The following is a 23,076-nucleotide window of genomic DNA, read 5'->3' as shown; positions in this document are numbered from 1 at the left end:
GTTCATATCGCAGTGCTGCGCACCCGGAATTCCCTCGGGCTCACACCCATGACGCGCTTGAACTGCCGTGTGAAATAATTACTGTCGGAAAAACCGCTTTCATACGCAATGTCGGTTATCGGTGCATCCGAAGACAGAAGCCTTGAAGCGTGCATAACGCGCAGCTTCAGAAGATAATCGATCGGCGTCGTCTGATAATGGCTCCGGAACGCGCGCAGGAACTGCCGCTCGGAAAGTCCTGCGCGTTTTGCCAATTCGTTCAAACGGATGTCGGAACGGAATTCGCGTTCGAGAAAGCTCATCGCCATCGCGAGACGATGCACATCCTCAGTGGAAGCCGCCGTGGTCTTTCCGTATCGGCGTGAGAGAAAAACAATGAACTCGGTAAAAAGTGCGGTAAGCGCCGCCTCATAACCATCCTCCTTCTTCCGCGCCTCGGCGATCATACGATCGATCATGCGCTCAGCGGATGATCGGTCGGCGAGTGAAAGGCGCAAGCGGCAGGAGAAATCGCTCCCGCTGCGGGATGATGGGCCGAGGAGGAATAATGCCTGATACCCGGGAAGCGTTCTGAGCACACCATCCACCGGGGCGAGCACGGCCGGTTCAAAACCGATATTGCACATGTCGAGCGCATCGACATCGGTGAAGCCATGGCTTGCGCTCCCGCGGAACACGTATACATCGCCGGAGGTCACAAAATAAGAATTGCCGTCGATGATGTGGCGCCCGGTTCCACCCAGGATAACGACCAGTTCTGTGTAGGCATGCGTGTGTTCGTGAAAGTCCTCAGTGACGCGCGTCTTTCCGATGGTGAACCGGAACGTGCCGGCCTTGAGCGCATAGCGGGTGAGCGATGCCATGCCGTTCTGTCAGCCGTTCGTTGCCGCGACGATGGCGCGGTACTTCTTCATCGCCGCGCCCGACGCGATGCTTTCCTCGATGCGCGTTATCGCCGTCGGTATATCCGCTGCAGCGCCGGAAGCGGTAAGCGCAAAGGCCGCATTGAGGACGGCGATGTCCTTCCGCGGTGAATCCACGCCTTCGAATATTGTCATGAGAATATCGCGGTTCTTCTCCGGGCTTCCGCCGGTCAATTCCCCGGCATGCACATGGGTGAAGCCGAACTGCTCCGGTGTCACTTCGTAATACCGCGTTTCCCCATGATCGATCTCGCCGACATAGGAAGCGCCGGTGAGCGTTATCTCGTCGAGCCCGTCCTTGCCGTGCACGACGAAGGCGCGTTTGCTCCCGAGATTCTTAAGCGTCTCGGTTATCGGTTTGACGAGTGTATCGGAATAGACACCGAGGAGCTGATGCACGCTCCCCGCGGGATTGGTCAGGGGACCGAGCACGTTGAACACGGTGCGTACGCCCAATTCCCTGCGGGAGGGCATAACATACTTCATCGATGGATGAAGGAGCGGTGCGAAGAGGAAGGAAAAGCCTGTCGATGCAAGGACGGATGCCATTTTTTCCGGTGTGATATCTATCTTTATGCCGAGCGCAGTGAGCACATCGGCGCTCCCGCATTGTGACGACACGCTGCGATTGCCGTGCTTGGCGACGACGGCGCCCGCCGCTGACGCGAGGAGGGCCGCTGCTGTCGATATGTTGAACGTGCCGCTCTTATCACCGCCGGTGCCGCAGGTATCCACGAGATGCGGTGCGCTTGAAGGGATGCGTATCACTTTCTCGCGCATTATCTCCGCCGCCGCGGTTATCTCTTCTATCGTTTCGCCTTTCATGCGAAGCGCCGTGAGGAAAGCGGCTATAAGCATATCGCTTACCGCCCCCGATGCGATATCGTTCGTCACGGCACGCATCTCGCTTCGGGCAAGGTCATGCCCGTCTATCACGCGTGAAAGTGCTTCGCGGACCGTCATAGACCGATCTCCATCATTGATGTTCGTACTGATGCTACTATACGTTCGTGCAGGGGTTTCGTCAACGGGCGGCGAGGAATGGTTTCGGGCGGGCGTACACCTCGGCTGAGGTCTCGCTCTCATGCATTGGTCCGACAGTGTGGAAGGCGCTTATGCGGAAATAGTAGAGCTCATCATTGACAAGATCACTTACCGTGAAATTCGTCATGCGTCCGCGTGCGATGATGGGAGAGCGTTCACCGTCATAGTATCCGCTCTCATTGCCGTAATAGATCTTATAACCGGCAATATCACGGTCCGGCACCGCATCCCAGCGGAGGGTGACGCGTGTATTCCCCGCGGTCGCGACAAGCCCGGTGGGCACCAGCGGCACTTCATCGGGCTCGCATGATACGACGATGGCATCAACGGAAGGGGAATGCTTCCCCTCGGTATCGGATGCGAGCGCGACTTTCAGCTGCAGATATCTCCCGCGCACATCGGCAAAGCGCGATTCGTTGGGCACGTATGACCACGGTATCGATGTGTTCTCCGGGAGGAAATAACGGCTGCTTACGCGGTAGTACAGACGCACATCGGCCCCGCCCGGCGCGCTATGGCGTACCGATATGCCGCGTATGAACGAATCTTCGACGCCCAGGTCCTTCACGCGCGATATGAGCTCGCCGATGTTCTTCGTAACGCGATGAAGGGCATAATGACGATTGGCGCTCGTGCGTATCATCACTTCATCGATGGCGCCGGTGAATCCGCCGATGACGGCATTATGCTCGGCACGCGGCGAGAAATAACCCGTGAGCATCGCGCTCATTTCAGTGCCGTCGCGGCTTGCATAGGCTATTTCATCCTCAAGGCCGTCGATATATTTCACGATGCGTCCGCGCGACACATCGTAGCTTATGCTGTGATGATGCCATTCGCCCGTCGGGAGAAAGGTCCCTTTCTCAAGCGCGATATCCTTCGCGATATTCCCGTCCCGGAACAGGCCGATGAACTCCCACGCAAGCCGGCCGTTCTTGAGCACGGCACGCAGCCCCTGTTTTTTCACCTCTCCGTTCTCGAGGAACGCTCCGACGCGTGAGAACACCTCGGCATACGGCTCTATGCGCGCTGGATTGAGCCTGAACTCGATGGTGAAATCGCCGATGCGCCGCCGCTCGGAAAGGAAAACGCCTTCCGGTACCGTTATCGCAACGGATGCCTTCTTTGTAAGGAAACGAAGTGAAGCGTCGGCGATGCCCGGCTCGAAACGGCACGGCCCGGATGCAACGGCGCTGTATCGGCGCGCTGCGTCATCGAAGGTGTTGTTGAATTGCAGGAGCATGTCCGCATCCATTGACAGGATCGCATGCTGCGGGGCGAGCTTTGCGGAGAGCGTACCCTGGGTGTTGACGGAAAAGCGGATGTTATTGGATGCGTGGATATCACCGAAGCCGTTCGCTCCGCCGATGATATAGTCGTCGGCAAGGATGAACGATAGCGCGGTGAGAAATAGGACAACGATCTTCATGGCTGCACCAGTGGTACTGAAATTGTGATACGTATTGATTTTCGACAAAATAATGAAGGAACTTGACTTGAAAAATGACAGCAGTTATTCGGTGCTGGGGTAACATCTATCCCCCAGCCCCTTTCCCCTTTTGAAGGGGAAAGGGAGCCGGAAAAATATTTAACGAATAAAAATTGGATTAGGCGGGGTTAGGGGTTGTTCTGCGACATGTCGCGTGGAATATAAACAGCATTTCATGTCTTTTCATTCTCGATGTGTGATAGCGATCGATGCAGGCGAGGTGTCGCCATAGCGAAACGCGCGGTGAGACACGGTTGGAATTGACAGGAATTCGGCGGGTGGTATACTGGGCCGAGTAGCGTGCGCCTGTAAGGCGCTGCCTGGCGGCGTAGCCGCTACGGGAGGCGGTGATGACGGCGAATGAAAACTACTATTCTTTATTTCTCAGCCAGATCCAGCACCCGCTTTTCATTCTTGTCGGCCTCGGATAGACCGCTCATCGACATGAGCACCGATCGTATTCCCTTCGGGAATTCATTTTCGATGATGACCTTGTCCGCCGGGAAGAATTCGCCGCGTTCATCCTTCGCGCGGAAACGCATCGCATCATGCACGGTCTTTATTGTCGCGGGGCAGTCGATGTTGTGCTTCACCGCAAGAAGGAGCGCGCCGATGAGGCGGTCGTCCTTGCCGAGCTTACGTTTCAGATCGCGGCCGACGCGGAACACCGTATCGCCGAGGGCTTTGTTGCGGAAACGCATGATGAGGTCGTCGATATGATCGGCAAGCGCTTTCTCGGTGAACTCACCGGGATACTCTTTCATGAGCGCCTGCGCGCTTTCTTGCATGGCGGAACGCACGTGCGTAGCCACGTTCGGTAACTCCAGCACCTGCCAGATGAGCGTCCGCGAGGGATCTTCCGCGAAACCGGCATATGCTGCGGCTGCATGACCGAGATTATGTATGAAAAGTTTTCTATCGACATACGCCGCCATGTTCTCTTTGGGGGCGATGCCGGGTATATCGGGGATGGGGTTCCTGAACGCGCGCGTATCGACGATGAGATTATTGTACTCTTCGGCGAACACCCAGAGCGGGTCCACGCGCATATCCTCTTCGCGCATGAGCGGCACCATTTTGCCTATGCTCGTCTCGACAAGGCCGATGCTGTCGAGGTCGAACGATGACGGGAGCATCGCTGCAAGGCTTTTGCGTACGAATGCCGCGCCGTTGCGGATATTTTCCGCGAGTATGATATCGAGCGGCCCGCCATTGCGTTCCATGCGGAGCACGAGTCCCTTTGCAATGGTCGGCAGTATATGGGTGAGCGCGTTCTGTCCGACGGCGGTAGCCGCGATGCGTGCATGCGACAATGCTTCTGCGACAGCATCCGCGTCGCTTGCAAGAATGCCGCGCACGTTCTTTATCAGTACCGTCTCGTCGGGTATTTCATTGCGCTTGACGATGAGCCGGTATTCGCGCCGCTCATTCATCGCATCGATGACGGGTTTGTTGATATCGACGAAGACGACCTCATATCCCCCGCGGGAGAACAATTGTCCGATGAACGATCTCCCGATATTCCCTGCGCCGAACTGAACGAGCATTCCCATGTGTTTGCCTTTTATCGTTCCCAGCAGTATACATCGGGAATCGGTTTAAGGGAATGATATCTCAGGCATGTATACGGAAAAGTTGCCCGATTCAAGTATTTCATGTATACTGGACGAAGAATAGTGGAAGTTGTAAGTGTGGGGGGATAAGGGTGATTGTAACGGTGGCGGGGATGAGATTTCCGGACAGAGCAGAGAAATAACAATGAGCTTGTATCGCATATATATTGATGAAACCGGAAATCACGATATGACCCATACCGAAGATCAGAATGAGCGTTTTTTAGCTTTGACCGGAGTGATCATTGAATCTGAATATAATGTAAATATTCTCAGCGGTGAACTTGAATCGATCAAACGCCGGTTTTTTCAGAAAGATCCGGAAATACCGGTTATATTGCACCGTGCGGACATGATAAATTGCCGGCCGCCATTTGAAGCGCTTCGTGATCCGATTCTGAAAGATCAATTCAATGCGGCAATTCTTGACGCTTTGCGCCGGTGGAGATTCCATGTGATCACGGTGCTCATCGATAAGCGGGCGCACAGGGAACAATATGTTGTCTGGAGGCATCATCCCTATCATTATTGTCTCGAAGTATTGCTCGAGCGTTTCGTTTTATTTTTGCACTACGGCAATTACCGAGGGGATGTTATGGTAGAAAGTCGGGGGCGTTTTGAGGATCAGAAGTTGATGGATTCATTCCGTCGTTTGTATGAAAATGGAACCGATCACATTCCCGCGGAACGTTGGCAGGCACGGCTGACCTCAAAAGAATTGAAAGTAAAGCCCAAAACCGCAAACAGCGCCGGGCTGCAACTGGCGGATATTCTCGCGCATCCTTCCCGGCGGGAGGTATTGTTGGATCATAAATTGATTGATGATTCTCGAGAGATATTTGCAAATTTAATATGTGAAATTCTCAGGGAAGAAAAGTATCTCAAGTCACAGCAGGGTAGGATTGAAGGGTATGGTAAAAAAATCCTGCCGTAACAACAAAAAGAAAACGCCCTTTCGGGCGCATCCCGATAGCCACTGGCCATCCAACTCCGCTAGACGGATTGGCGATAGTATAACCCAAAAATATTGTGTTGTCAATATTGAATTCCCATGAAGCGATTCAGCGCCATCATAAGCGACTTCGACGGTACGCTCGTCAATTCCGAGCCGTGCCATATCCATGCATGGGAAAAGACCATACGCGATACCGGCGTTACGGAAGAGGTCGATTATGCCGCGTTCATCGGCGTTCCCGATGCGGATGAGGCGCGCGAGCTCATCGAGCGGTTCTCGCTGCCGTTCACCGTCGATGCATTCCTCGACCGCCACCGCCGCGATCTCGCACTCTTCTATGAAAAGATAGTCCCGTTCCCCCGCGTTATCGATACGCTCTCGCGGTTGGAGTCCATGGGAATTCCTGTTGCCTGTGCGTCGAACAGCGAACGCTCGTTCGTCGCCGATGTCGCGAGGCGCACCGGCATCGATCCCTTCGTCACGTTCTACGTCACGGGCGATGATGTAAAAGCGCTCAAACCCGCACCCGATATATATCAGCGCGCATGCGAGATGCTGTCGCTGCCGCCCGTTCGATGTATCGCTGTCGAGGATTCCATCGCCGGGATTATTGCGGCGAAAGCGGCGGGGGTGTACACGTGTGCTGTCGCGACAAACCTCCCGCGTGCAATGCTCAGTGGTGCGGATATCATCATCGATTCGTTCGATGATGTTCTATCGGTTTTGGGGAGCACGTGAACGGGAAGCAGCAATGGTAGTGAGGTGATCGATGGGACGACAATTGCCGGAAGCGATCCGCGGATTGTACGCTGAGGACATGAGCTTCAGCGCCGAATACCCCATGCGCATGTACGTGCGCGTAACACCGAAACATGGCCGCGAAGTGAAACCGCATTTCCATCCCTCGGTGGAGATAGTGCATTTCGAGAACGACTCCGGCAGTGTGACCATAGACGGCGAGCGATACCGCTTCGGCCCGAACAAGCTCATCATCATACGCCCGTATGCGATACACTCCTACCGCATCGAGCGCGACCGTGAGCGGCATCTCATACTCCGCATCGACCCCGCGGTCCTCTCCGATATCGTACGCGGGTCCGTGCTTGAACGCCTCGCGCGGCCGTTCATCACGAGGTTCTATTCATTCGTTCCGCTGCAGACGGTTGACACCGCGTTCCTCCGCGCGCTGCGCTCACTCTCCGCGAATGATGCGATATCGCGCATCGGTGCCCTTTTCGCGCTTGAACCGTTCTTCGCCGCGCTTGCAACGTCGGGGGTAGCTGCGCCGGTATTCGACTATGTCCGTACGATGAACTATCTCGAAGCGCATTACGCCGAAAAGGTGACGCTTGCGATGATCGCGGAGCATCTGAACGAGAGCGTATCGCAGCTCTCGCGTCGTTTCACCCATGCGTATCCCGCCGGCTTCGCGGATTTTCTCGGACGCATTCGCATCGGCAAAGCCAAGGTGATGATAGCGCATACCGACGCCGCGCTCGGCGACATCGCCTTTGCGGTCGGCTTCTCGGACGTCGCGCAGTTCACGAAAACGTTCCGTAAGTTCACGGGGCTATCGCCGCGGGAATACCGTAAGCGTATTGCAGCGGAAGCGTGATTATTTCTTTTTCTTCGGGTTCGTGAGCGCGTCCTTCACGATGGGAACGAGCACGCTGAAATCGAGGGGCTTTTCAAGGAGCTTGAACACGCCCTCGGAGAGTATCTGCTTCGCCATATCGATGTTGCCGTAGGCGGTTATGATTATCACCGGTACGGTGCTTTTGCGGTTCTTTATCTCGCGGAGGAATTCGAGTCCCGTCATGAGCGGCATGAGGAGGTCGGTGATGATGACGTCGACAGGTTCGGTCTCGAGGATATGGAGTCCCGCCTTGCCGTTCTCCGCGGTGAGCACGATCATCTTTTCCGGTTCAAGGGTATAGCGGATGAGGTCGCGTATCGTATGCTCATCGTCGATGGCGAGTACTACCGGCAGATTGTCTTTCACGGCGCTTGTCCTCAATAATGATACTTCGGATACATTATCGGAAGATGGAGGGATAAACTACAGCGCCCTGAGGAGGCATGGCGGACCGTCGAGGGGGAATTATTTTTTGCTTCGCATAAGCTGTGCACGTATCCATGGCCAGTTGAGCACGATATGGAGAAGGAGAAGCCCCCCCATCACATAGCCTGCTATCTCATGTATCTCGCTCACCGTCTGATAGAGGGTGAACACCTTGAACAGCAGCACCGTCGAAAGCTGCACGATGAGCGTGAAGAACAGCAGGAGATTCACGATCCTGAGCATGAGCGCTTTCATAGTGCCTCCTATTTTCCTGTCTTGAAGAACGGTATGTTCTCGCGGGTAAGCGATCCCTTCATGGCGTTCATCGCCCGTTCGTCGGGCACATCGATGCGCACGCGGAATATCTCCGCGTTGTTCTTCGTGTCCTTTACGATATACGCCGCATACCCCATCGACCGTATGAAGTCGCGGAGGGTCACCGCCGATGCCTCTTTCTGGAACAGCCCCGTCTGATAGGTCGCGTATGGACGCTGCGGCACATTCGTTGACTGAACAGCGGCATTCGTCGCCGGTATGTTCGTCGCGGTCTCCTTCACCGAAGCGGTATTCGTCGGTACGGCGGCCTTCTGCGCGGGGAGCTGCTTGATGCGCTGACGCGCGAGCGTAGCCGCATACGATGAGGGATACCCCGAAACGACCGAGCGATATTCCTCGGCAGCGCGGTCAAGCTCGCCCATGTTCTCGTGGCAGAGCGCGATGCGGTAGATGACGAACGGGCGGTCGGCGATGGGGGCGTTGGCGCGTACCACCTCAAGATATTTCTCCCGTGCGCGGTCGAATCGCGATTGCCCGAAGAGCGCGTGCCCCATGCCGGCCGCCGCTTCGTAATACGCTGCATCGCGGACGCCCTCGTATTCCCGGACAATGGCCTCATAGGCGGCTAACGCCGTGTCGTACGACTCGCGCGCCGTTTCCGCCGCGGCGGAGGCGAGGAGCGATCGCGTGCGGTACGAGGAATTGGTGAACGACGCCGTTACCGTGAACCATCGCGATGCCTCGGTATGGTTCCCATGGAGCCGATAGAGCACGCCGATGCGATAGCTCACCTCATCGCGGCGCGCATAGTCCGGATAGCCGTCGTACACGGAGCGATAGGCGAGTATTGCGGGAAAATATTCCTGTTCCGTTTCCGCGAGTATGAAGGCGGCATCCGCCCGGCGAACATCGACGGGATTGCGTACGAGAAAGCGGCGCATCGCTATCGACGCCTCGTTCGTTTTCCCGGCGGCGAGAAGTTTCCGTGCGTCATCGATCTCATCCGCACAAAGAGCGGCGGGCATCACGAGGGCGATGATGAGCGCACCGATGTATCTCATCGGGCAGGACTCGTGCAGTATGCGTAATGGGTACCGCTCAATTCGGCGCGCGGAACGGCGGAAAGGCACGCATCCGTACGCTTCGGGCAGCGCGGATAGAACACGCAGCCGTTCTCCGGCGTGTCCCCGGGCATTTCCTTCGAGATGTCGTCGGTAATGTCCACCGAGGGGCGCACCCCTTCGACGGAGAACGATGAGGCAAGGAGGAGCTCCGTGTACGGATGGGCGGGCTTTGAGAAGAGCTCTTCCGCCGAGGCGTATTCCATCACACGCCCGAGATAGAGCACGGCCACCGCGTCGCTCATGTGCCGTATCACATTGAGGTCATGCGAGATGAAGAGGTAGGTGAGGTCAAGCGATCTCTTGAGCGAATTGAGAAGGTTCAATATCTGGGTCTGTATCGAGAGGTCGAGCGCCGAGACCGGCTCATCGAGAATGATGACCGAGGGGGATACCGATAGCGCACGTGCTATGCCGATGCGCTGACGCTGACCGCCGGAAAATTCATGCGGGTAGCGGTCGAGCGCGTCCTCTTCTATTTCGACGAGACGCAGAAGGTCTTTCGCTTTTTCACGTACTTCCCGCGGCGGAACGATATGATGTATCGCGAGCGGTTCCTTGAGCAGATGAAATATCGTGAATTTCGGATTGAGCGTCGACGCCGGGTCCTGGAACACCATCTGTATCTTTTTGCGGTATGCGCGGCTGTCATCGTTGAGAAGTTCGCGTATATCCGTGCCGCGATAGAGCACGCCGCCTGCCGACGGTTCGATGAGGCCGAGTATCACGCGCGCGAGCGTCGATTTCCCCGAGCCCGACTCGCCGACCAGTCCGAGCGTCGTCCCCGGGGCGATGGCAAGGTCGACATCATGAAGCGCCTGTATCTTCCGCGCACCGCCGATGAGCGGGTTGGACCGTGATGTGAATTCCTTCGAAAGATGTTCCGTGCGTATGAGTTCCATCGGTATGATTATAGCGCGGACGGATGCGGAATGCAATGCATGCATTGTGTTGCATCCCCCCAAATCCTCACAGAATGGATCACGTACGTGAGGTTTTGGGGATCTCTATGCGCTTGCAATAATCCGTGCACGGATATATATCTCGCTGAGCATAGTATTGACGAGGTGATGCGCCGTGAAGGATATCCGTGAAAAAGCCGTACTGTCCGCTGCTTTCATCATCGTGCTTGCCGGCGTCGTAATGACGTTCGCGCTCCATCGCCCGCCGAAAGCGCTTGGCGAGAATGCGCCGCCCGCGAAAGCAAGTGCAGCACGCGCGATGAAGCATGTGAAGGCCCTTGCGTCCCGCTCCCGCCCGACGGGTTCGCCCGGGCATGAACGCGGCTTTACGTACATCGTGTCGCAGATCGCGTCCATGGGGGTTGCACTCGAAACGAAAGAGCTTTTTCATGTCGAGGACGGGAAGGCGTATTATCTCCGTAATATCATCGCCGTTCTGAAAGGGACGGACACGAATGCCAAAGCCGTCTGTCTTGCCGCGCATTACGATTCCGTGCCGTTCGGACCGGGAGCCGCCGATGATGCTGCAGGGTGTGCGGTGCTGCTTGAGACGATGCGGGCGCTGAAACAGCAAGCCGTTACACGGGATGTCGTTTTTCTTTTTGCCGACGGTGAGGAGGGATACAATCCCGGCAGCGGGACGAAAGGGGCGATGCTTTTTGCCGAGAGCCATCCGCTCATGTCGAATATCGGGTTCATCCTCAACTTTGACTGCCGCGGCTCGCGCGGACCGGTGTATATGTACGAGACGGGACCGACGAACGCATCGGTGATACCGATACTCGCATCATCGGGGGTGCGCTCGTTCACATCGAGCCTCATGGCATCCATTTACGGGTCAATGCCCCTCGGGAGCGATTTCACGCGCTTCGCGAACAAAGGTGTATCGGGATGGAACTTCGCGTTCACCGACCGATTGCAGCATTATCATACCGCGCGGGATACGCCGGAGAACCTTTCCATCGATACGCTTACGCATTCGCTCGACTACACCGCAGGGATATTAGCGCGTCTCAACGCATCTCTTCCCCGAACATCGGCGGAGCTCCATTATTTCGATATCGCCGGGCTTGTCGTTGTCCATTATCCATCGTTCATCTCGCCCCTTTTGACCGTCGGGGGATGGATAGCGCTGGCGTTCCTGGTGTTCCTCTGCCGTAAACGCCTCGATCGAAAAGCGATAGTCGCTTCGTTCGCAGGCAGCATCGGTGTGTTCGCCGTCATTACCGGGATAACCCTCGGCATTACGGCAGTCCTGTATCTTTTCCGGTCGTTCTATCTTGTCTATTCCAGTGTTCCCATCGCGACAGGACTTTACATGATAGCGTTCGGCATCTATCTGCGCTTTTCAAAGAGCGGGACAGCATCCGTGCTTGCATTCTCGCTCGTCTGGGGTGTGCTTTCCGTAGTATTCCTGTTCTTCATGCCGGGCGGCAATTACCTCTTCGTATGGCCGTTCTTAGGCTCGCTGATCCTGTTCGCGGTCGATACGTTCGGCAATGTGCAGCGGATAGTATCGGTGCTCGTTCGCGCCATTATTGCGTTCGCCGTCATACTGCTCTGGGGAGGGATACTGCTCGCTCTCCACGAAACGCTCACCTGTATTTTTGTTTTCCTCACCGCCGGCGTCTTCGCTATTATCTGCGGATCCTTCGTCCCGTTCATCGGTGGACGGCAAAGGGGTTTTGCTGCGATGATCTCCATCGTACTCGGTGCGCTTCTCGCGGCGGGCGGAACTGTCTTCTTTCGCTTCAGTCCCGAAGAGCCGTACTTCACCAGTCTTGTGTACACGCTTGACCGCGATACGGGGAATGCCGCATGGTATTCTGCGCTTACAAGCGATGCATGGACATCGCGCGTCATTCCGCCGGGAAGTGCGGCAAAGCGTGTCGATGCATTCGTTCCGTATGAGAAGGGCGTGTATCCTTCGGCGAAGGCGCCTGTCGCGGCATTGCCGGAATATTCGCTGTCGGGCGCGCGGACCGGCGATGTGACCCGTATGACGATACGATACCGTGACTATGATTATATCGTTCTTACCGATGACGGCGGTACCATCACGGAAGCGTTCCTGGACGGCAGGCGGCTTCCGTTCCGCGACGGGAAATTCATTCTCAGGATGATCGGCAGACCGCGCGTCGAGCCGGTGCTCACGGTGCGTGCGGCCGGTGCTGTTCGCTTGCGGGCGATCGCGCATCGATATACGCTTCCCGAGAACGCGGGTCTTTCACCGATGCCTGCAGACATGATGATGCTCTGCAACACACCGGACTTCAATAAGCGGCTCCTGAAAAGCGGTGAGACGATGGTGAAGAAGACATTTGTATGTGCTCCCTGACGCTCTCCGTATCGAATTCACCGATCGATAATAGTGAGGCTGAATTTCCCATTATCCCCGGAGCCATCATATCGTTTCAGGTAATAATTCCTTGACGCGGCGTTCTTTCCCTCGCAGGTAAAGGAGAGCTTCATTTCGACATCGGTGTTCTTCGGCGATCGGAACGAGAAGGGAACATCCTTCACTCCGTTCTGCGCGCTGTAGGTGTCCACTGCTGCCGGTGTCAGCATGCCCGCTTCGTCCGATACACGGTATATGCCGCCGTCATCGCCTGTCCTGAACGTGATGCGAAGCGTATACGCGCTTTCCGGCCTCAGTCCGCAGAGGGAGATCTTCAACGTCTCGCGCTCCTTCATGAGGATTTCAGCATGCGCGGTGTTGCCACGGGAAATGATATCCTCCGCCTTGACGCGCGATGTATCGTAATAGATGCCGCGATGCTCCACGTTCTCGCCGCCCCAGCGATTATTGAGCACCGCTATGTTGCGTCCATAGTTCACGATGATGGCGCCGTTGCGTTCCCGCCCCGGGGTGCTTACGCGCGTCACGTTCTGGAACACGTTCCCGAATATGATGACGTTCTCGCATGCGGTCAGCTGCATCACCGCGCTCGGGTATGCGTTTATCACATTACTGATGAAAAGTATGTTCTTAAGGAGTCCCCAGGCAAGATCGTCTTCGGGCTTCCAGTATTCACCCACGACAGCGCCGATGCGCACGACCGGCGACTGGCGGTGCTGATTCCACACCGTCTCGACATTATTGTTCTCGAACGTACAGCTGCGAATCACGATGTTCTCGGGTGTGTAGCCTTCGCCCCATGATGAGGTCATCTCGGATTCGAGATCGAGCGCATGCTTGCGGTTGCCGATGACGCGGCAGTTGTCCACCGTTCCATTGGGCGACTGCAGGAGCATGCCGCGGCCTTTGTTGCCGCTGATCGTCGTATCCCGGATGATGTAATTCCCGGAATCGTAGCTCCTGTTGAGCACATATATCTTTTTCTGGTCCGCTGCTATCGCCGGAAGTTCGCGATCGAGCAGGAGCGATGCATAGCGATTGACCGCCCCGCTCTTCGGCACTATCTTCTTTTCAACGATGATCGCGATGAACGGCGGATCGAGCGGTCTGCGATCGGGCATCTGCAGTTCAATGCGGTCGCCGACATCGAAGGGCGTGCGCCATTGGAAATCATTGAGCACGATCTCCCTTCCGCCCGGCGTGAACGTGACCGATACGTGTATCTTGTCATGAATATTGATGCCGTCGTCCAGATTGTTCTCGATGCGGCAATTGTCGATGATGAGATACCCCAACGTGCTCCCGAAATTCATGCCGTCGGCCGCGACGGTGCAGTAGCGCTTCCCGTAGGTGCCGGGCTTGTTCATTATCCGGAAATTCGAGAGCAGGGTGTGATGCCCCTTGCCCTCACCGCCGCGTATCCCCATGCCCGGGGCAGAATAGACCGTAACGTTTGCAAGGGTGAGGTTCGTGTTCGCGACGAGCCAGAACGCGCCGGTATTGTACACATAGTGGCGTACAAGGTACTGGAACCCCGGCTTCACGAAGCTGCGCATCCAATTCCGTTTTTCCTTCACGGTCTTTAAGGTGACCTCGTCGCTGCTCCAGGAGGTGTCTTCCTCGAAGAATTTCTTAGCGGGGCTGCCCCATCGCCGTGTCATGACTGCATCGCTCGTTATGCCGAGCGTATTGACCCACTGCACGCCGATCGCGCCGCGGCCGTAGTCGAAGGGCTGAAAGTCGCCGTAGATCGACGGGCAGGAATCGAACTGGCGTTTTCGCGCATCGGACATGTCATAGACGCGGAAGCTCACACTGTCCGCATCGGGGTCGATGCGGGTCACCTCGGCGACGCTTGTGATCGGATAGATATCCCAGTCCCAGTCCATGATAAGATTATGGATCTTCACATCCCTGCAGGTGCTGATCCTCAAGAGATGGAGCGGGTTCACGTTCGCATCCTCAGGTGAGCGATACGAGAAGAGGAGCGTTGCGCCGTTCCCGTCGAGCGTGAAGTCGCTCATTGAAAGGAGGGCGAGCTCCTTCTTTGCACCGATCTTCACCCGGAACACCCCGCGCGGCAGAACGAGCTTGGACGGCGCATCGCCGTGACGGCTTTTCATGTACGTGAAAATATCGATGAGCCCCTGCAGATTATCATCCGCGTTCTCGCTCAGCTTCGCGTTCAGATCGGCATTCTCGGATATACGTACGATGTTCTTGTCATCGGCAGCGCGCGGCGGGGGAACGGTGAACTCCTCAGCCCCGACGGGTACGGCCGACGGCAGGGGCGCGGCAGCGCCTGTTCTCGACGCTTCAATGAAGGCGAAGTCGCCGGCGAAAAGCATACGCACGGTGAAGGCAAGAACGAAAGCGGTAACGGCCGATGTTGTTTGGCTCATGTTCAATAGTATACACAGGTGCAGCACATCCTGCAATCGATATGCTGCCACGATTACTGGAAAAAATGACAACGCGATGTATACTCCCTCACATGGAGAGCGATGTCATTGCAGCTGTCGAAGCAGTGGAAGATATGAGCGGCGGATACGTGAGCTATCACGATCTGTCCGGCGCGCTCATACCCCTTCTCGGCCGTTCACGGCGGCTGCACGCACACGCGTTCTGTCGTGCCGTGAAACGGGCGCATGAAGGACGCTGCATGCGGTTCGATGTGGATATGGTTCGGCGTACGATGACACGATCATCGAACGGCTTCTGGAAATCATGCCATGCGGGCGTCTGTGAATATGTACAGCCGGTCGGGACATTCGGTATCCTGTTCATCGGTCCCTTCACCTCCCGCAAGAAAATATCATGCGCACTTTCACAGCAGAAGGGAACGGCGGTCAGCACGCGGCATGTGCCCCTGCTCCGAAATGACGCATCCATCGCGGCGCTGCTATCGATGATAGCGCGTGAAATGCTCAGGCGCATAGCGGAGAACTCGCCTGCATCGGACCGGCGGCGTGCCGTCGAGCGCTTCTTTTCACAGCGTTCGTGCGATGATGTGCATTACACTGACCTTGCGGATACGGTCGGCATATCGGGTTCGCGTGCGCGCCAGCTCGTGCGGACATGGTACGGGAGATCGTTCACCCGCGTCATCACGGAGAATCGTATGCGCCGCGCATGCTATCTTTTGGCATCGACCGAAATGCCCGTGCGCGATATCGCACGGAGCGTCGGCTATGCCGATACCGATTACTTCTTCAAGGTGTTCCGGAAATTCACCGGCGCAACTCCGCTTTCGTATCGGAAAGAGCAGAGCATTCACAGGGCGGTGCGCTTTTTTTAGGATGCACTTGACGGTCAGTGCGGGTGGATTATACTATGACAGCGCAAGCATGCACGTGGAAGCGCAGGGGATGCCGTATGTATGTCGATCTATCGAGAGAACGCCGAGTCCGTAACGGTATGAACGCAGTACTGCTGTCAGTGGTGTTCGCCTCCGTACTCCTGCCCGCCGGAAAGACGCATGTAGCCGTACTCGATTTTGCCGGGCGCTCCGGTGTGTCCGGTATCGATGCCGCCGCTGTTTCGGATTTCTTTCGTACCGATCTTGTGAAAACAAAGTCATGCATCGTGGTCGACCGCGGTAATATGCAGACGCTTCTCAAAGAGCAGGAACTTCAGACAACGGGCTGCACGGAAACGGAATGTGCCGTGCGTATCGGGAAGATACTGAGCGTTCAGTACGTCTGTTCCGGGACGCTCGTCAAGTTCGGCGATAAATTCGTCGTTTCAATATCGCTTGTCAATGTCGAGAACGGGCAGATAGAGGGGAGCGAACGGGAGATCGTCGATAATTTCAATGCCATCATCGGGACAAGCGAACGGCTTGCGTCAAAATTCGGCGCGCAGTTCAATACGCTCGCTGAACGAACGCCGGATGCCCCAAAAGTTTCATCCTTGAGCACCGTTGCCGCGAACGAAACACGGAAGGCCGCGGGCGAGACCAAACCGTCCATTGCCAATGAAGCGACGAAGAACGCGGCAAGATCGCCTTCGAGCACACCTGAAAAAAAAGCCGTCGCAGCACCCGGGGCACCCGCAGTTGCGCTGAAAGCCGACACTTCTTCAAACAGCTCCGCAATACCCGCACTGATATTATGGGAATCCGGGATACTATGCGACACGTTCGGCGCATTATTTTCCGGCATGGCAGTATCGCGATGGGCATTGGGCGCCTTAGAATTGTCCTATTATGGAACACGCACTGTGAATTATTCTGTATATATGAATACAGGTTTCTGGTATTCCATCGGCGGTGTTATCGGGTACGGGCTCGGAGCTGTTCAGCAGAGTGCAGCGCATGCGGTATTGCAGGGTCCGGAGATGTCTTTTCTCGGGCGCATTTCATATACCGCAGGGCTTATGGGAATAACAGCTGCCTCGCTCCTGGCCTGGCCGTCAGCTGATATCGCTATGGATAACGCAGTATATACGAATTCAGCGCAATCATGGAATTCATGGGTGATCGCTTCATATATCACAGCGGGGGGCGGTTTCCTGCTCGCGGCGATAGCACCGTTCCTGCCGGGCGACAGATCGCGGCTCGGAGGTTCAGCGGTCAATGATATCCTTCTCTCGGCCGGTGTTTCCCTCGTTGATATCGGCGGTGTATTGCTGATCCGTTCTTCTGTCAGCAGAAAGAACGCAGCAGAAAACACCATTCTGCCAAGCGGCGCAGCGCCCGCTGATCTGATGAATGAGGCGCAGGGGTTGCGGATAGCGGCGATATCCTGTACAGCACTTGGTTTTATCGCGGTGATCACCGGTATTTACGGGGATTTTGGCCGCACACCGTCGCAAACATCACTCAGGTTCTTCCCAATTCAGGACGGCATCGGATTCGCATATTCCTGGTAACGTGATGAGTACATAACGGCAGCATCGCTGCCCTTCGCTGCAGGCGCGATATCACTATAGACGCTTTTTTTTGCCGATATCCTTTTTTGCATTATTGATGAAACGCCCGAACGCTTTATCCTTCTCCCGTTTTTCGGCATGGGACATCTCATGGTATTCCGATTCTTTCCTGAGCTTCATGAAGCTCTCATAATGCATCTCGCTCAGCGTCCCTTCCGTAAGCGCTTTGCGCACCGCACAGCCGGGTTCCGCCGTGTGACTGCAGTCGGTAAAGCGGCACTCTGCCGCGAGAGCGCCGATATCGTCAAAGGTCTCACCGAGGCCTTCATGCGCCCCCACAAGCCCGAGCTCGCGCATCCCCGGAGTGTCGATGAGCATGGCGCCCTCAAGACGGACAAGCTCTCGGCGTGTCGTCGTATGCACGCCTTCACCTGTTCCGCTGACCGCCTTGGTGTCATATCGGTCCTCGCCGAGGAGCGTGTTGATGAGCGTGGTCTTCCCGACGCCGGACGATCCGATGAGGCAATACGTCATTCCCGGCGCGAGCAGGCCGCGGAATTCATCGAGACCTGAGCCGGTCACTGTGCTTACGGCGATGACCCTGGCCGACATGCCGCTTTGCCGTATCGATGCGATGCATGCCTCCACGGCACCGGGGGCGACCAGATCCGTTTTCGTCAGCAGGATGACCGGCTCTATATGGCCGTCATTCACCATGATCAAATAGCGATCGAGCCGTTTCACATTGAAATCAAAATGACATGACTGCATGATAAAGGCGACATCGATGTTCGCGGCGATCATCTGATGCTCTGTGTCTTTCCCGACGCACTTACGTCTGAGGAACGTCCTGCGCGGGAGAACATGGGTGATGCGCGCTGCATGACGATTATCGTGATACTGGAGCGACACCCAGTCCCCGACCGTCGGAATATCCTCTGACGATCGGATGCCAAAATTGAATTTTCCCGTGAGTTCCGAGGGTATCTCCCCGTGCTCATTCCATATGATGAACCGCCCACGGTCTACAGCGGCTACACGTCCGATGTCATCTCGTTGTATAGACATCGATTCCGCATGCTGTTCGAAATAGGAAGAATATCCCAGATCGTGAAGGTTCATAGTATACCATTGTCATGTATCGCTGTTTCGTTCCAATAACGCATGTAAAGACTTTTCTGCGCGGAAGTGAGTGCCGCCTCGCTGCAGAACAAGGGGACATGATCCATTTCGTTTTCTCCTGCCTCGATAGTACGATTATATGGCATACTTCGTCCTTATTCAATACAATGACGATACGATATGCCATGTCCGCGAAAATCCTAGTTGTTCCGAATAACGCTTTATTGATCCCGCCGTTCTCTGTATCGTGCATGGCATCCGCTTTATTGCCGATGTCATTCTCTGTATCGGGAACGGCGGATTCTTTTTTGCTTGCGGCATTTTCTTTGTTGGCCGTGTCATTCTCTTTATTGACGATGGACGGCTCTTTATTGTACGTGGCGGTCTCTTTTTTGACCGTGGCGTTTTCTTTATTGAGAGTGGCAGGTTCTTTATTGATGTTGGCAACTTCTTTACTGAAATCGGCAAGACCGGTAATTCCGATAAATTATTTCTTTCCCCGTTGCGTCTTCGCGCCTGCACTATATACTTTCCCCATGTCATTCACCTACCGACCCGAAGGCACCTGCTCGCAGGAGATGACGTTCGATATCATCGACGGCAAGGTCAGGGGATTAAAGATACGCGGCGGCTGTCGTGGCAATCGCCGCGGGCTGAGCGCACTTGTCGAAGGCGTGCGTGCGGCACGGATGCCGCAGCTGGCGGCGGCCATGGATGGCCGTAGCCGCCACGAATGCCGATGAGGTCGTAAAGCGTATCAAAGGCATCGACTGCCAGAACGGGACATCATGCCCCGATCAGCTGGCAAAAGCGATACTGGCGTACCGGAAGACACATGCGCATGAAAACAAGAAAAAAAAGCAGCCTGACCGCGGGATCTAAAATAATATTTTGAAGAACGTTATTACCCCTTCCCCCTTTAAAAAGGGGGAAGGGGTGCCCAAGTTCATTGCATGAAAGAAAATAATTAACGATGGGCGGGGATAGGGGTTTATTTCTCCGGGAAAAGCATCGCCTCGGAGAACGCCATCTGGAATTCAGGCCGCCCCGCGAATTCCATGTTCCTCGCCTCGCGTGAGAACGCCGCGATATCCCGGCGAAGCGGCGCGCAGAGAAGCGTCATCCTGCTCCCGGTAAGCGCGGCATTGCCGATGAAGCGCACTTTCTCCCGCGGCAAGGGCGGGATGAGGCCGATGCGCATAGCGCTTTCGCAGCGTATGTAATTTCCGAACGCCCCGGCGATATAGAAGGTCTCGATATCGGAGAGGGAGATACCGGCCTCCGTTATGAGCATATCGATGATGGCGCGTATCGCCCCTTTCGCAAGCTGCAGCTCGCGGACGTCCTTCTGCGTGAGAAACACGGCTTCACCGCCTTTGGCGGAGAGAAGGAACATCGGCATTCCCTTTTCATCGAGCGAGATGCGTTTTTTCAGTTTCTCCGGTGTCGTCGCGGGGATATCCGCGGGCTTCAGCATTTCGCCGGTGTCGGAGATGATTCCTTTGTTGAGAAGTTCCGCGACCGCGTCGATGAGCCCCGAGCCGCAGATGCCGGTTGCCGCCGCATTGCCGATGACATTGATGGTGACATCATTATCGATGACGACCTTTTCGATGGCGCCGTTCGTCGCGCGCATGCCGAATTTTATCTCCGCACCCTCGAACGCGGGCCCCGCGGGTGCCGACGATGTGAGCATGCGCGTGTGATCGCCGAGAGCGACCTCGCCGTTCGTGCCGATATCGACGATGACCGACGTGCGCTCCGCCTTGTACATGCCGCTCGAGAGTATGCATGCTGTCGTGTCGGCGCCGACGAAACCGCCGACCATGGGGAGCGTATACACCGCGCCCTCGGGGTTGATGACGATGGACAGTTCGCGTGCGGTGGTGCGCTGTTCTCGGACGAACGCCGGCGTGAACGGCATATGCGAGAGCGATTCGACGGGGACTTTGAGGAAAAGATGCGTCATCGTTGTATTGCCGGCGACCGATATCTCGTAGATGTGGCGGCGGTCGATCTTTCCCTTCACGGCAAGCTCGTCGATTATCTCGTTCACGGTGGCGACGACGCTTCTGTTGAGATTATCCATGCCCTCGGCGGAAAGGCTGTATTTGATGCGCGATATCACATCGAGGCCGTATTTGTGCTGCAGATTCAATCGCGATGCGGTGGCGATGTCCTTGCCGTGCGTAAGATCGATGAGCGTGCCGACCACCGATGTCGTTCCGATATCGAAGGCAATGGCGTAGTCAGCGTGTGTCGTATCGCCCGCTTCTATATCGATAAGGCGGTTCTCGCATTCCTCTATGGTCACCGTCACGTTCCATTCGCCGGCACGAAGCGTCGGCGGGATGAGGCGCAGCACCGATGAAGAGACGATCAGTTCGCGCGCAAGCGCCCGCTCTATCACCGACACATCGGAAAGCGATTCCTCGAGCGTGGAAGGCGTGAGCGCAAGGTGATATTTCCGTACGCACGGAGCGAGCTTCACCTCGCGGTTCTCACCCCATTCCATTATCTTCGCCGTAGCGTAGGTGGCGCTCCCGAACACATGCACTTTGACCGCGCCCATGACCTTCGCCTGACAGGAGAGGCGTATGCCCGCCTCGCGTTCCACATCGCCGAGCAGTTCCCGTTCTTCCCCGGTGGGCGGGCTTATCGCGCCTTCAAGCTCTACCTTGCATTTGCCGCAGGTGCCGGCTTTTGCGCAGGCGAAATTGAGTATGATCCCCGCGCGCTCGGCAGCCTCGGCTATCGTCGTGCCGGGCGAAACATAGAGGGTGATGTTCTCTTTTACGAAATCGATGCGGCAGGTCTTGTTCATTGTCCACCAAATGTACCGATAAAAAGATGTCTATACTATAACATATCACGGAAAAAAGTGGAGGATGCTGCTATGCAGCTATAACGCGTATGCAGGATAGAACAAGGGGCTTTGGTTACCGAGCGTGGTCGAAATACAGCCCCTTGTTCGGCATCTACGACGGTAGATCATTTCCTGGGAGCAAGCCCCACATCCTCGAGATGTATCTTATTCCCCGCACGGCGCATCGCTTCCTGTATCTGTGCTACCGGCAATTCGTCGGGCGATGTTCCGTTCTCCGCACAGATAGCCGCAGCGGTGCCGGCCGCCTCGCCGGTAAGCGCCGCAGACGGGATGACGCGCGTCACCTCCCAGGCATCCTTTTCGGCGGCGGTGCAGCGCCCTGCGGCAACAAGGTTCTTCAGTCCCACGGGGAGCATGCTGCGATAGGGTATCTCCCAGACATATCCGGGTTTCCGCCAGTCTGCAGTCATGCCGATGGAGTCATCGAAGTGTTTCCAATCTTCGCTGTCGCGGAGTTTGTACTGCGCGGGAATATGGCGCGTTGTCCTGAATTGCGCCATGGAGGGGAGCATGAGCGGGAAAAGCGATGTGCGCGTGTGCTTGCCGGAGGCGTATCCTTCCTTCAGGCGGGCAAGATATTTTTTTCTTCCATCGAGTATGAAGCGCGTGACCGTTGCGCCGTCAATGCCGGCCGGATATTCTTTTTTATCGATACTGCCCCCGCCGGCATGGAGCGACACCGATTCTATCGATTTCTCTAATCGCCACTGTGCGCCCTTTGCGTATTCGAGCACCCATATCGCCATGGCGTTTTCGGCTGTCGGGCAATGAAGCCCTGCGAAATGGGCGACATCGGCATCACCGGTGGCGTCGACGAAGCAATGTGCGTGCATGCGCCCGCGCCCGCTTTTGTTCTCCACTTCGACCGCGGCGAGCCTTCCGCCTTCAACGACCGACGCACAGATGAGCGTATCATACCAGACATCCACACCTGCATCGATGAGGAGTTCATCAATAGCGAGCGTGAACGATGCCGGGGAAAAGATCACGCGATAGCGTTTCGCCTCCTCGGCATTCTTCCCTTTTCGCCAGTCGGGTACTTCACCCGGACCGTACTTGAGACTGGCGAGGAGCAATTCCTCCGCAATGCCGAACAGCACCTGCGTTCCGTTGCCGTCGCACAGGGGGAGATAGATGTAGATAAGCCCCGTTGTTGCGAGTCCGCCGCTCAATACCGTCTTTTCGATGAGCGCGGTCTTTCTGCCGCGCCGCGCTGAAGCCAATGCCGCTGCTGCACCGGCAACGCCGCCGCCGCAGATAACTACGTCATACGATGCATCGAACATGGGTCACTCCTTGCCGGTAGAATTCCGTCGTGCGTTCCCGCCTATAAGAACGGCAGCATCGATCAACCGTTGTTTCGCCTGCGATGTCGATGGTATTTCTGTAAG

20 protein-coding genes are annotated in these 23,076 nt (G+C 56.1%); 8 read left to right on the top strand and 12 right to left on the bottom strand.

Annotated features, from left to right (window positions below):
- Positions 1–2: 2 nt before the first annotated feature.
- From AABZ39_10045 to AABZ39_10030, 4 genes are all read right to left on the bottom strand, one after another.
- Entirely contained in the window at positions 3–863 is an 861-nt protein-coding gene (locus tag AABZ39_10045) for a helix-turn-helix domain-containing protein (GenBank protein ID MEK6795109.1), read from the bottom strand.
- Positions 864–872: 9 nt separating this feature from the next.
- Positions 873–1,886: an anthranilate phosphoribosyltransferase gene (gene trpD / locus AABZ39_10040; GenBank protein ID MEK6795108.1), complete on the bottom strand. Its 1,014-nt coding sequence runs from the start codon at positions 1,884–1,886 to the stop codon at positions 873–875.
- 61 nt (positions 1,887–1,947) lie between these two features.
- The gene (locus AABZ39_10035) at positions 1,948–3,396 is read right to left on the bottom strand and encodes a fibronectin type III domain-containing protein (protein ID MEK6795107.1); all 1,449 of its coding nucleotides are present in this window, start codon (positions 3,394–3,396) and stop codon (positions 1,948–1,950) included.
- Between the two features lie 437 nt (positions 3,397–3,833).
- Complete coding sequence (locus AABZ39_10030) at positions 3,834–5,009, bottom strand: mannitol-1-phosphate 5-dehydrogenase (protein ID MEK6795106.1); 1,176 nt, start codon at positions 5,007–5,009, stop codon at positions 3,834–3,836.
- 205 nt (positions 5,010–5,214) lie between these two features.
- Between AABZ39_10030 and AABZ39_10025 the strand changes: the two genes are divergently transcribed.
- The 3 genes from AABZ39_10025 (at position 5,215) to AABZ39_10015 (ending at position 7,639) form a co-directional block, all read left to right on the top strand.
- A complete protein-coding gene (locus AABZ39_10025) occupies positions 5,215–6,003 on the top strand; it encodes a DUF3800 domain-containing protein (protein MEK6795105.1) in 789 nt (262 codons plus the stop codon).
- A gap of 117 nt (positions 6,004–6,120) precedes the next feature.
- On the top strand, positions 6,121–6,762 hold the full coding sequence (locus AABZ39_10020) for an HAD family phosphatase (GenBank protein MEK6795104.1): 642 nt from the start codon (positions 6,121–6,123) through the stop codon (positions 6,760–6,762).
- 31 nt (positions 6,763–6,793) lie between these two features.
- Positions 6,794–7,639: an AraC family transcriptional regulator gene (locus AABZ39_10015; protein MEK6795103.1), complete on the top strand. Its 846-nt coding sequence runs from the start codon at positions 6,794–6,796 to the stop codon at positions 7,637–7,639.
- Here AABZ39_10015 and AABZ39_10010 read toward each other — a convergent pair whose 3' ends face one another.
- The 4 genes from AABZ39_10010 to AABZ39_09995 form a co-directional block, all read right to left on the bottom strand.
- Positions 7,640–8,026 (bottom strand): response regulator, encoded by a 387-nt coding sequence (locus AABZ39_10010; protein MEK6795102.1) that lies wholly within the window; start codon positions 8,024–8,026, stop codon positions 7,640–7,642.
- A gap of 99 nt (positions 8,027–8,125) precedes the next feature.
- A complete protein-coding gene (locus tag AABZ39_10005) occupies positions 8,126–8,341 on the bottom strand; it encodes a DUF4405 domain-containing protein (GenBank protein ID MEK6795101.1) in 216 nt (71 codons plus the stop codon).
- 8 nt (positions 8,342–8,349) lie between these two features.
- The gene (locus AABZ39_10000; GenBank protein ID MEK6795100.1) at positions 8,350–9,423 is read right to left on the bottom strand and encodes a tetratricopeptide repeat protein; all 1,074 of its coding nucleotides are present in this window, start codon (positions 9,421–9,423) and stop codon (positions 8,350–8,352) included.
- The gene (locus AABZ39_09995; protein ID MEK6795099.1) at positions 9,420–10,430 is read right to left on the bottom strand and encodes an oligopeptide/dipeptide ABC transporter ATP-binding protein; all 1,011 of its coding nucleotides are present in this window, start codon (positions 10,428–10,430) and stop codon (positions 9,420–9,422) included. Before AABZ39_09995 ends, AABZ39_10000 begins: the two co-directional genes overlap by 4 nt.
- A gap of 130 nt (positions 10,431–10,560) precedes the next feature.
- Here AABZ39_09995 and AABZ39_09990 point away from each other — a divergent pair, with 130 nt between their 5' ends.
- Positions 10,561–12,783 carry a M20/M25/M40 family metallo-hydrolase gene (locus AABZ39_09990; protein MEK6795098.1) on the top strand — a complete coding sequence of 741 codons (2,223 nt, stop codon included), beginning with the start codon at positions 10,561–10,563 and terminating at the stop codon, positions 12,781–12,783.
- A gap of 17 nt (positions 12,784–12,800) precedes the next feature.
- Here AABZ39_09990 and AABZ39_09985 read toward each other — a convergent pair whose 3' ends face one another.
- Positions 12,801–15,206, bottom strand: a complete 2,406-nt coding sequence (locus AABZ39_09985) for a right-handed parallel beta-helix repeat-containing protein (GenBank protein ID MEK6795097.1) — start codon at positions 15,204–15,206, stop codon at positions 12,801–12,803.
- A gap of 65 nt (positions 15,207–15,271) precedes the next feature.
- Here AABZ39_09985 and AABZ39_09980 point away from each other — a divergent pair, with 65 nt between their 5' ends.
- Together AABZ39_09980 and AABZ39_09975 are read left to right on the top strand one after the other, a co-directional pair.
- Positions 15,272–16,102 carry an AraC family transcriptional regulator gene (locus tag AABZ39_09980; GenBank protein MEK6795096.1) on the top strand — a complete coding sequence of 277 codons (831 nt, stop codon included), beginning with the start codon at positions 15,272–15,274 and terminating at the stop codon, positions 16,100–16,102.
- 119 nt (positions 16,103–16,221) lie between these two features.
- Positions 16,222–17,676, top strand: coding sequence for a CsgG/HfaB family protein (locus AABZ39_09975; GenBank protein MEK6795095.1), 1,455 nt, complete (start codon positions 16,222–16,224; stop codon positions 17,674–17,676).
- 54 nt (positions 17,677–17,730) lie between these two features.
- Here AABZ39_09975 and rsgA read toward each other — a convergent pair whose 3' ends face one another.
- On the bottom strand, positions 17,731–18,744 hold the full coding sequence (gene rsgA, locus AABZ39_09970) for a ribosome small subunit-dependent GTPase A (GenBank protein MEK6795094.1): 1,014 nt from the start codon (positions 18,742–18,744) through the stop codon (positions 17,731–17,733).
- Positions 18,745–18,983: 239 nt separating this feature from the next.
- On the opposite strand from rsgA, the gene AABZ39_09965 reads away from it, so the two are divergent.
- Together AABZ39_09965 and AABZ39_09960 are read left to right on the top strand one after the other, a co-directional pair.
- The gene (locus tag AABZ39_09965) at positions 18,984–19,541 is read left to right on the top strand and encodes a TSCPD domain-containing protein (protein MEK6795093.1); all 558 of its coding nucleotides are present in this window, start codon (positions 18,984–18,986) and stop codon (positions 19,539–19,541) included.
- The gene (locus AABZ39_09960; GenBank protein MEK6795092.1) at positions 19,513–19,680 is read left to right on the top strand and encodes a TSCPD domain-containing protein; all 168 of its coding nucleotides are present in this window, start codon (positions 19,513–19,515) and stop codon (positions 19,678–19,680) included. The genes AABZ39_09965 and AABZ39_09960 overlap by 29 nt, the downstream gene beginning before the upstream one ends.
- Positions 19,681–19,789: 109 nt before the next feature.
- Here AABZ39_09960 and AABZ39_09955 read toward each other — a convergent pair whose 3' ends face one another.
- Positions 19,790–21,622, bottom strand: a complete 1,833-nt coding sequence (locus tag AABZ39_09955; protein ID MEK6795091.1) for an ASKHA domain-containing protein — start codon at positions 21,620–21,622, stop codon at positions 19,790–19,792.
- Between the two features lie 167 nt (positions 21,623–21,789).
- Positions 21,790–22,971: an FAD-dependent oxidoreductase gene (locus AABZ39_09950; GenBank protein ID MEK6795090.1), complete on the bottom strand. Its 1,182-nt coding sequence runs from the start codon at positions 22,969–22,971 to the stop codon at positions 21,790–21,792.
- Between the last annotated feature and the right edge of the window lie 105 nt (positions 22,972–23,076).

The organism is Spirochaetota bacterium (assembly GCA_038043445.1).
In the GTDB taxonomy this organism is placed as follows: Bacteria; Spirochaetota; Brachyspiria; order Brachyspirales; family JACRPF01; genus JBBTBY01.
The sequence above is the reverse complement of the archived record's forward strand: the minus strand, read 5'-3'. Positions and strand labels throughout refer to the sequence as shown.

Bases quoted from the DNA above. Each gene is read 5' to 3' on its own strand.
- AABZ39_09995 (MEK6795099.1), bottom strand. From the start codon at position 10,430: ATGCATGCATTGCATTCCGCATCCGTCCGCGCTATAATCATACCGATG.
- AABZ39_10030 (MEK6795106.1), bottom strand. From the start codon at position 5,009: ATGGGAATGCTCGTTCAGTTCGGCGCAGGGAATATCGGGAGATCGTTC.
- AABZ39_10000 (MEK6795100.1), bottom strand. From the start codon at position 9,423: ATGAGATACATCGGTGCGCTCATCATCGCCCTCGTGATGCCCGCCGCT.
- AABZ39_10015 (MEK6795103.1), top strand. From the start codon at position 6,794: ATGGGACGACAATTGCCGGAAGCGATCCGCGGATTGTACGCTGAGGAC.
- AABZ39_09960 (MEK6795092.1), top strand. From the start codon at position 19,513: ATGGCCGTAGCCGCCACGAATGCCGATGAGGTCGTAAAGCGTATCAAA.
- AABZ39_09985 (MEK6795097.1), bottom strand. From the start codon at position 15,206: ATGAGCCAAACAACATCGGCCGTTACCGCTTTCGTTCTTGCCTTCACC.
- AABZ39_10025 (MEK6795105.1), top strand. From the start codon at position 5,215: ATGAGCTTGTATCGCATATATATTGATGAAACCGGAAATCACGATATG.
- AABZ39_10005 (MEK6795101.1), bottom strand. From the start codon at position 8,341: ATGAAAGCGCTCATGCTCAGGATCGTGAATCTCCTGCTGTTCTTCACG.
- AABZ39_09975 (MEK6795095.1), top strand. From the start codon at position 16,222: ATGAACGCAGTACTGCTGTCAGTGGTGTTCGCCTCCGTACTCCTGCCC.
- AABZ39_10045 (MEK6795109.1), bottom strand. From the start codon at position 863: ATGGCATCGCTCACCCGCTATGCGCTCAAGGCCGGCACGTTCCGGTTC.
- AABZ39_09965 (MEK6795093.1), top strand. From the start codon at position 18,984: ATGTCCGCGAAAATCCTAGTTGTTCCGAATAACGCTTTATTGATCCCG.
- rsgA (MEK6795094.1), bottom strand. From the start codon at position 18,744: ATGTCTATACAACGAGATGACATCGGACGTGTAGCCGCTGTAGACCGT.
- AABZ39_09955 (MEK6795091.1), bottom strand. From the start codon at position 21,622: ATGAACAAGACCTGCCGCATCGATTTCGTAAAAGAGAACATCACCCTC.
- AABZ39_09980 (MEK6795096.1), top strand. From the start codon at position 15,272: ATGACAACGCGATGTATACTCCCTCACATGGAGAGCGATGTCATTGCA.
- AABZ39_09950 (MEK6795090.1), bottom strand. From the start codon at position 22,971: ATGTTCGATGCATCGTATGACGTAGTTATCTGCGGCGGCGGCGTTGCC.
- trpD (MEK6795108.1), bottom strand. From the start codon at position 1,886: ATGACGGTCCGCGAAGCACTTTCACGCGTGATAGACGGGCATGACCTT.
- AABZ39_10020 (MEK6795104.1), top strand. From the start codon at position 6,121: ATGAAGCGATTCAGCGCCATCATAAGCGACTTCGACGGTACGCTCGTC.
- AABZ39_10035 (MEK6795107.1), bottom strand. From the start codon at position 3,396: ATGAAGATCGTTGTCCTATTTCTCACCGCGCTATCGTTCATCCTTGCC.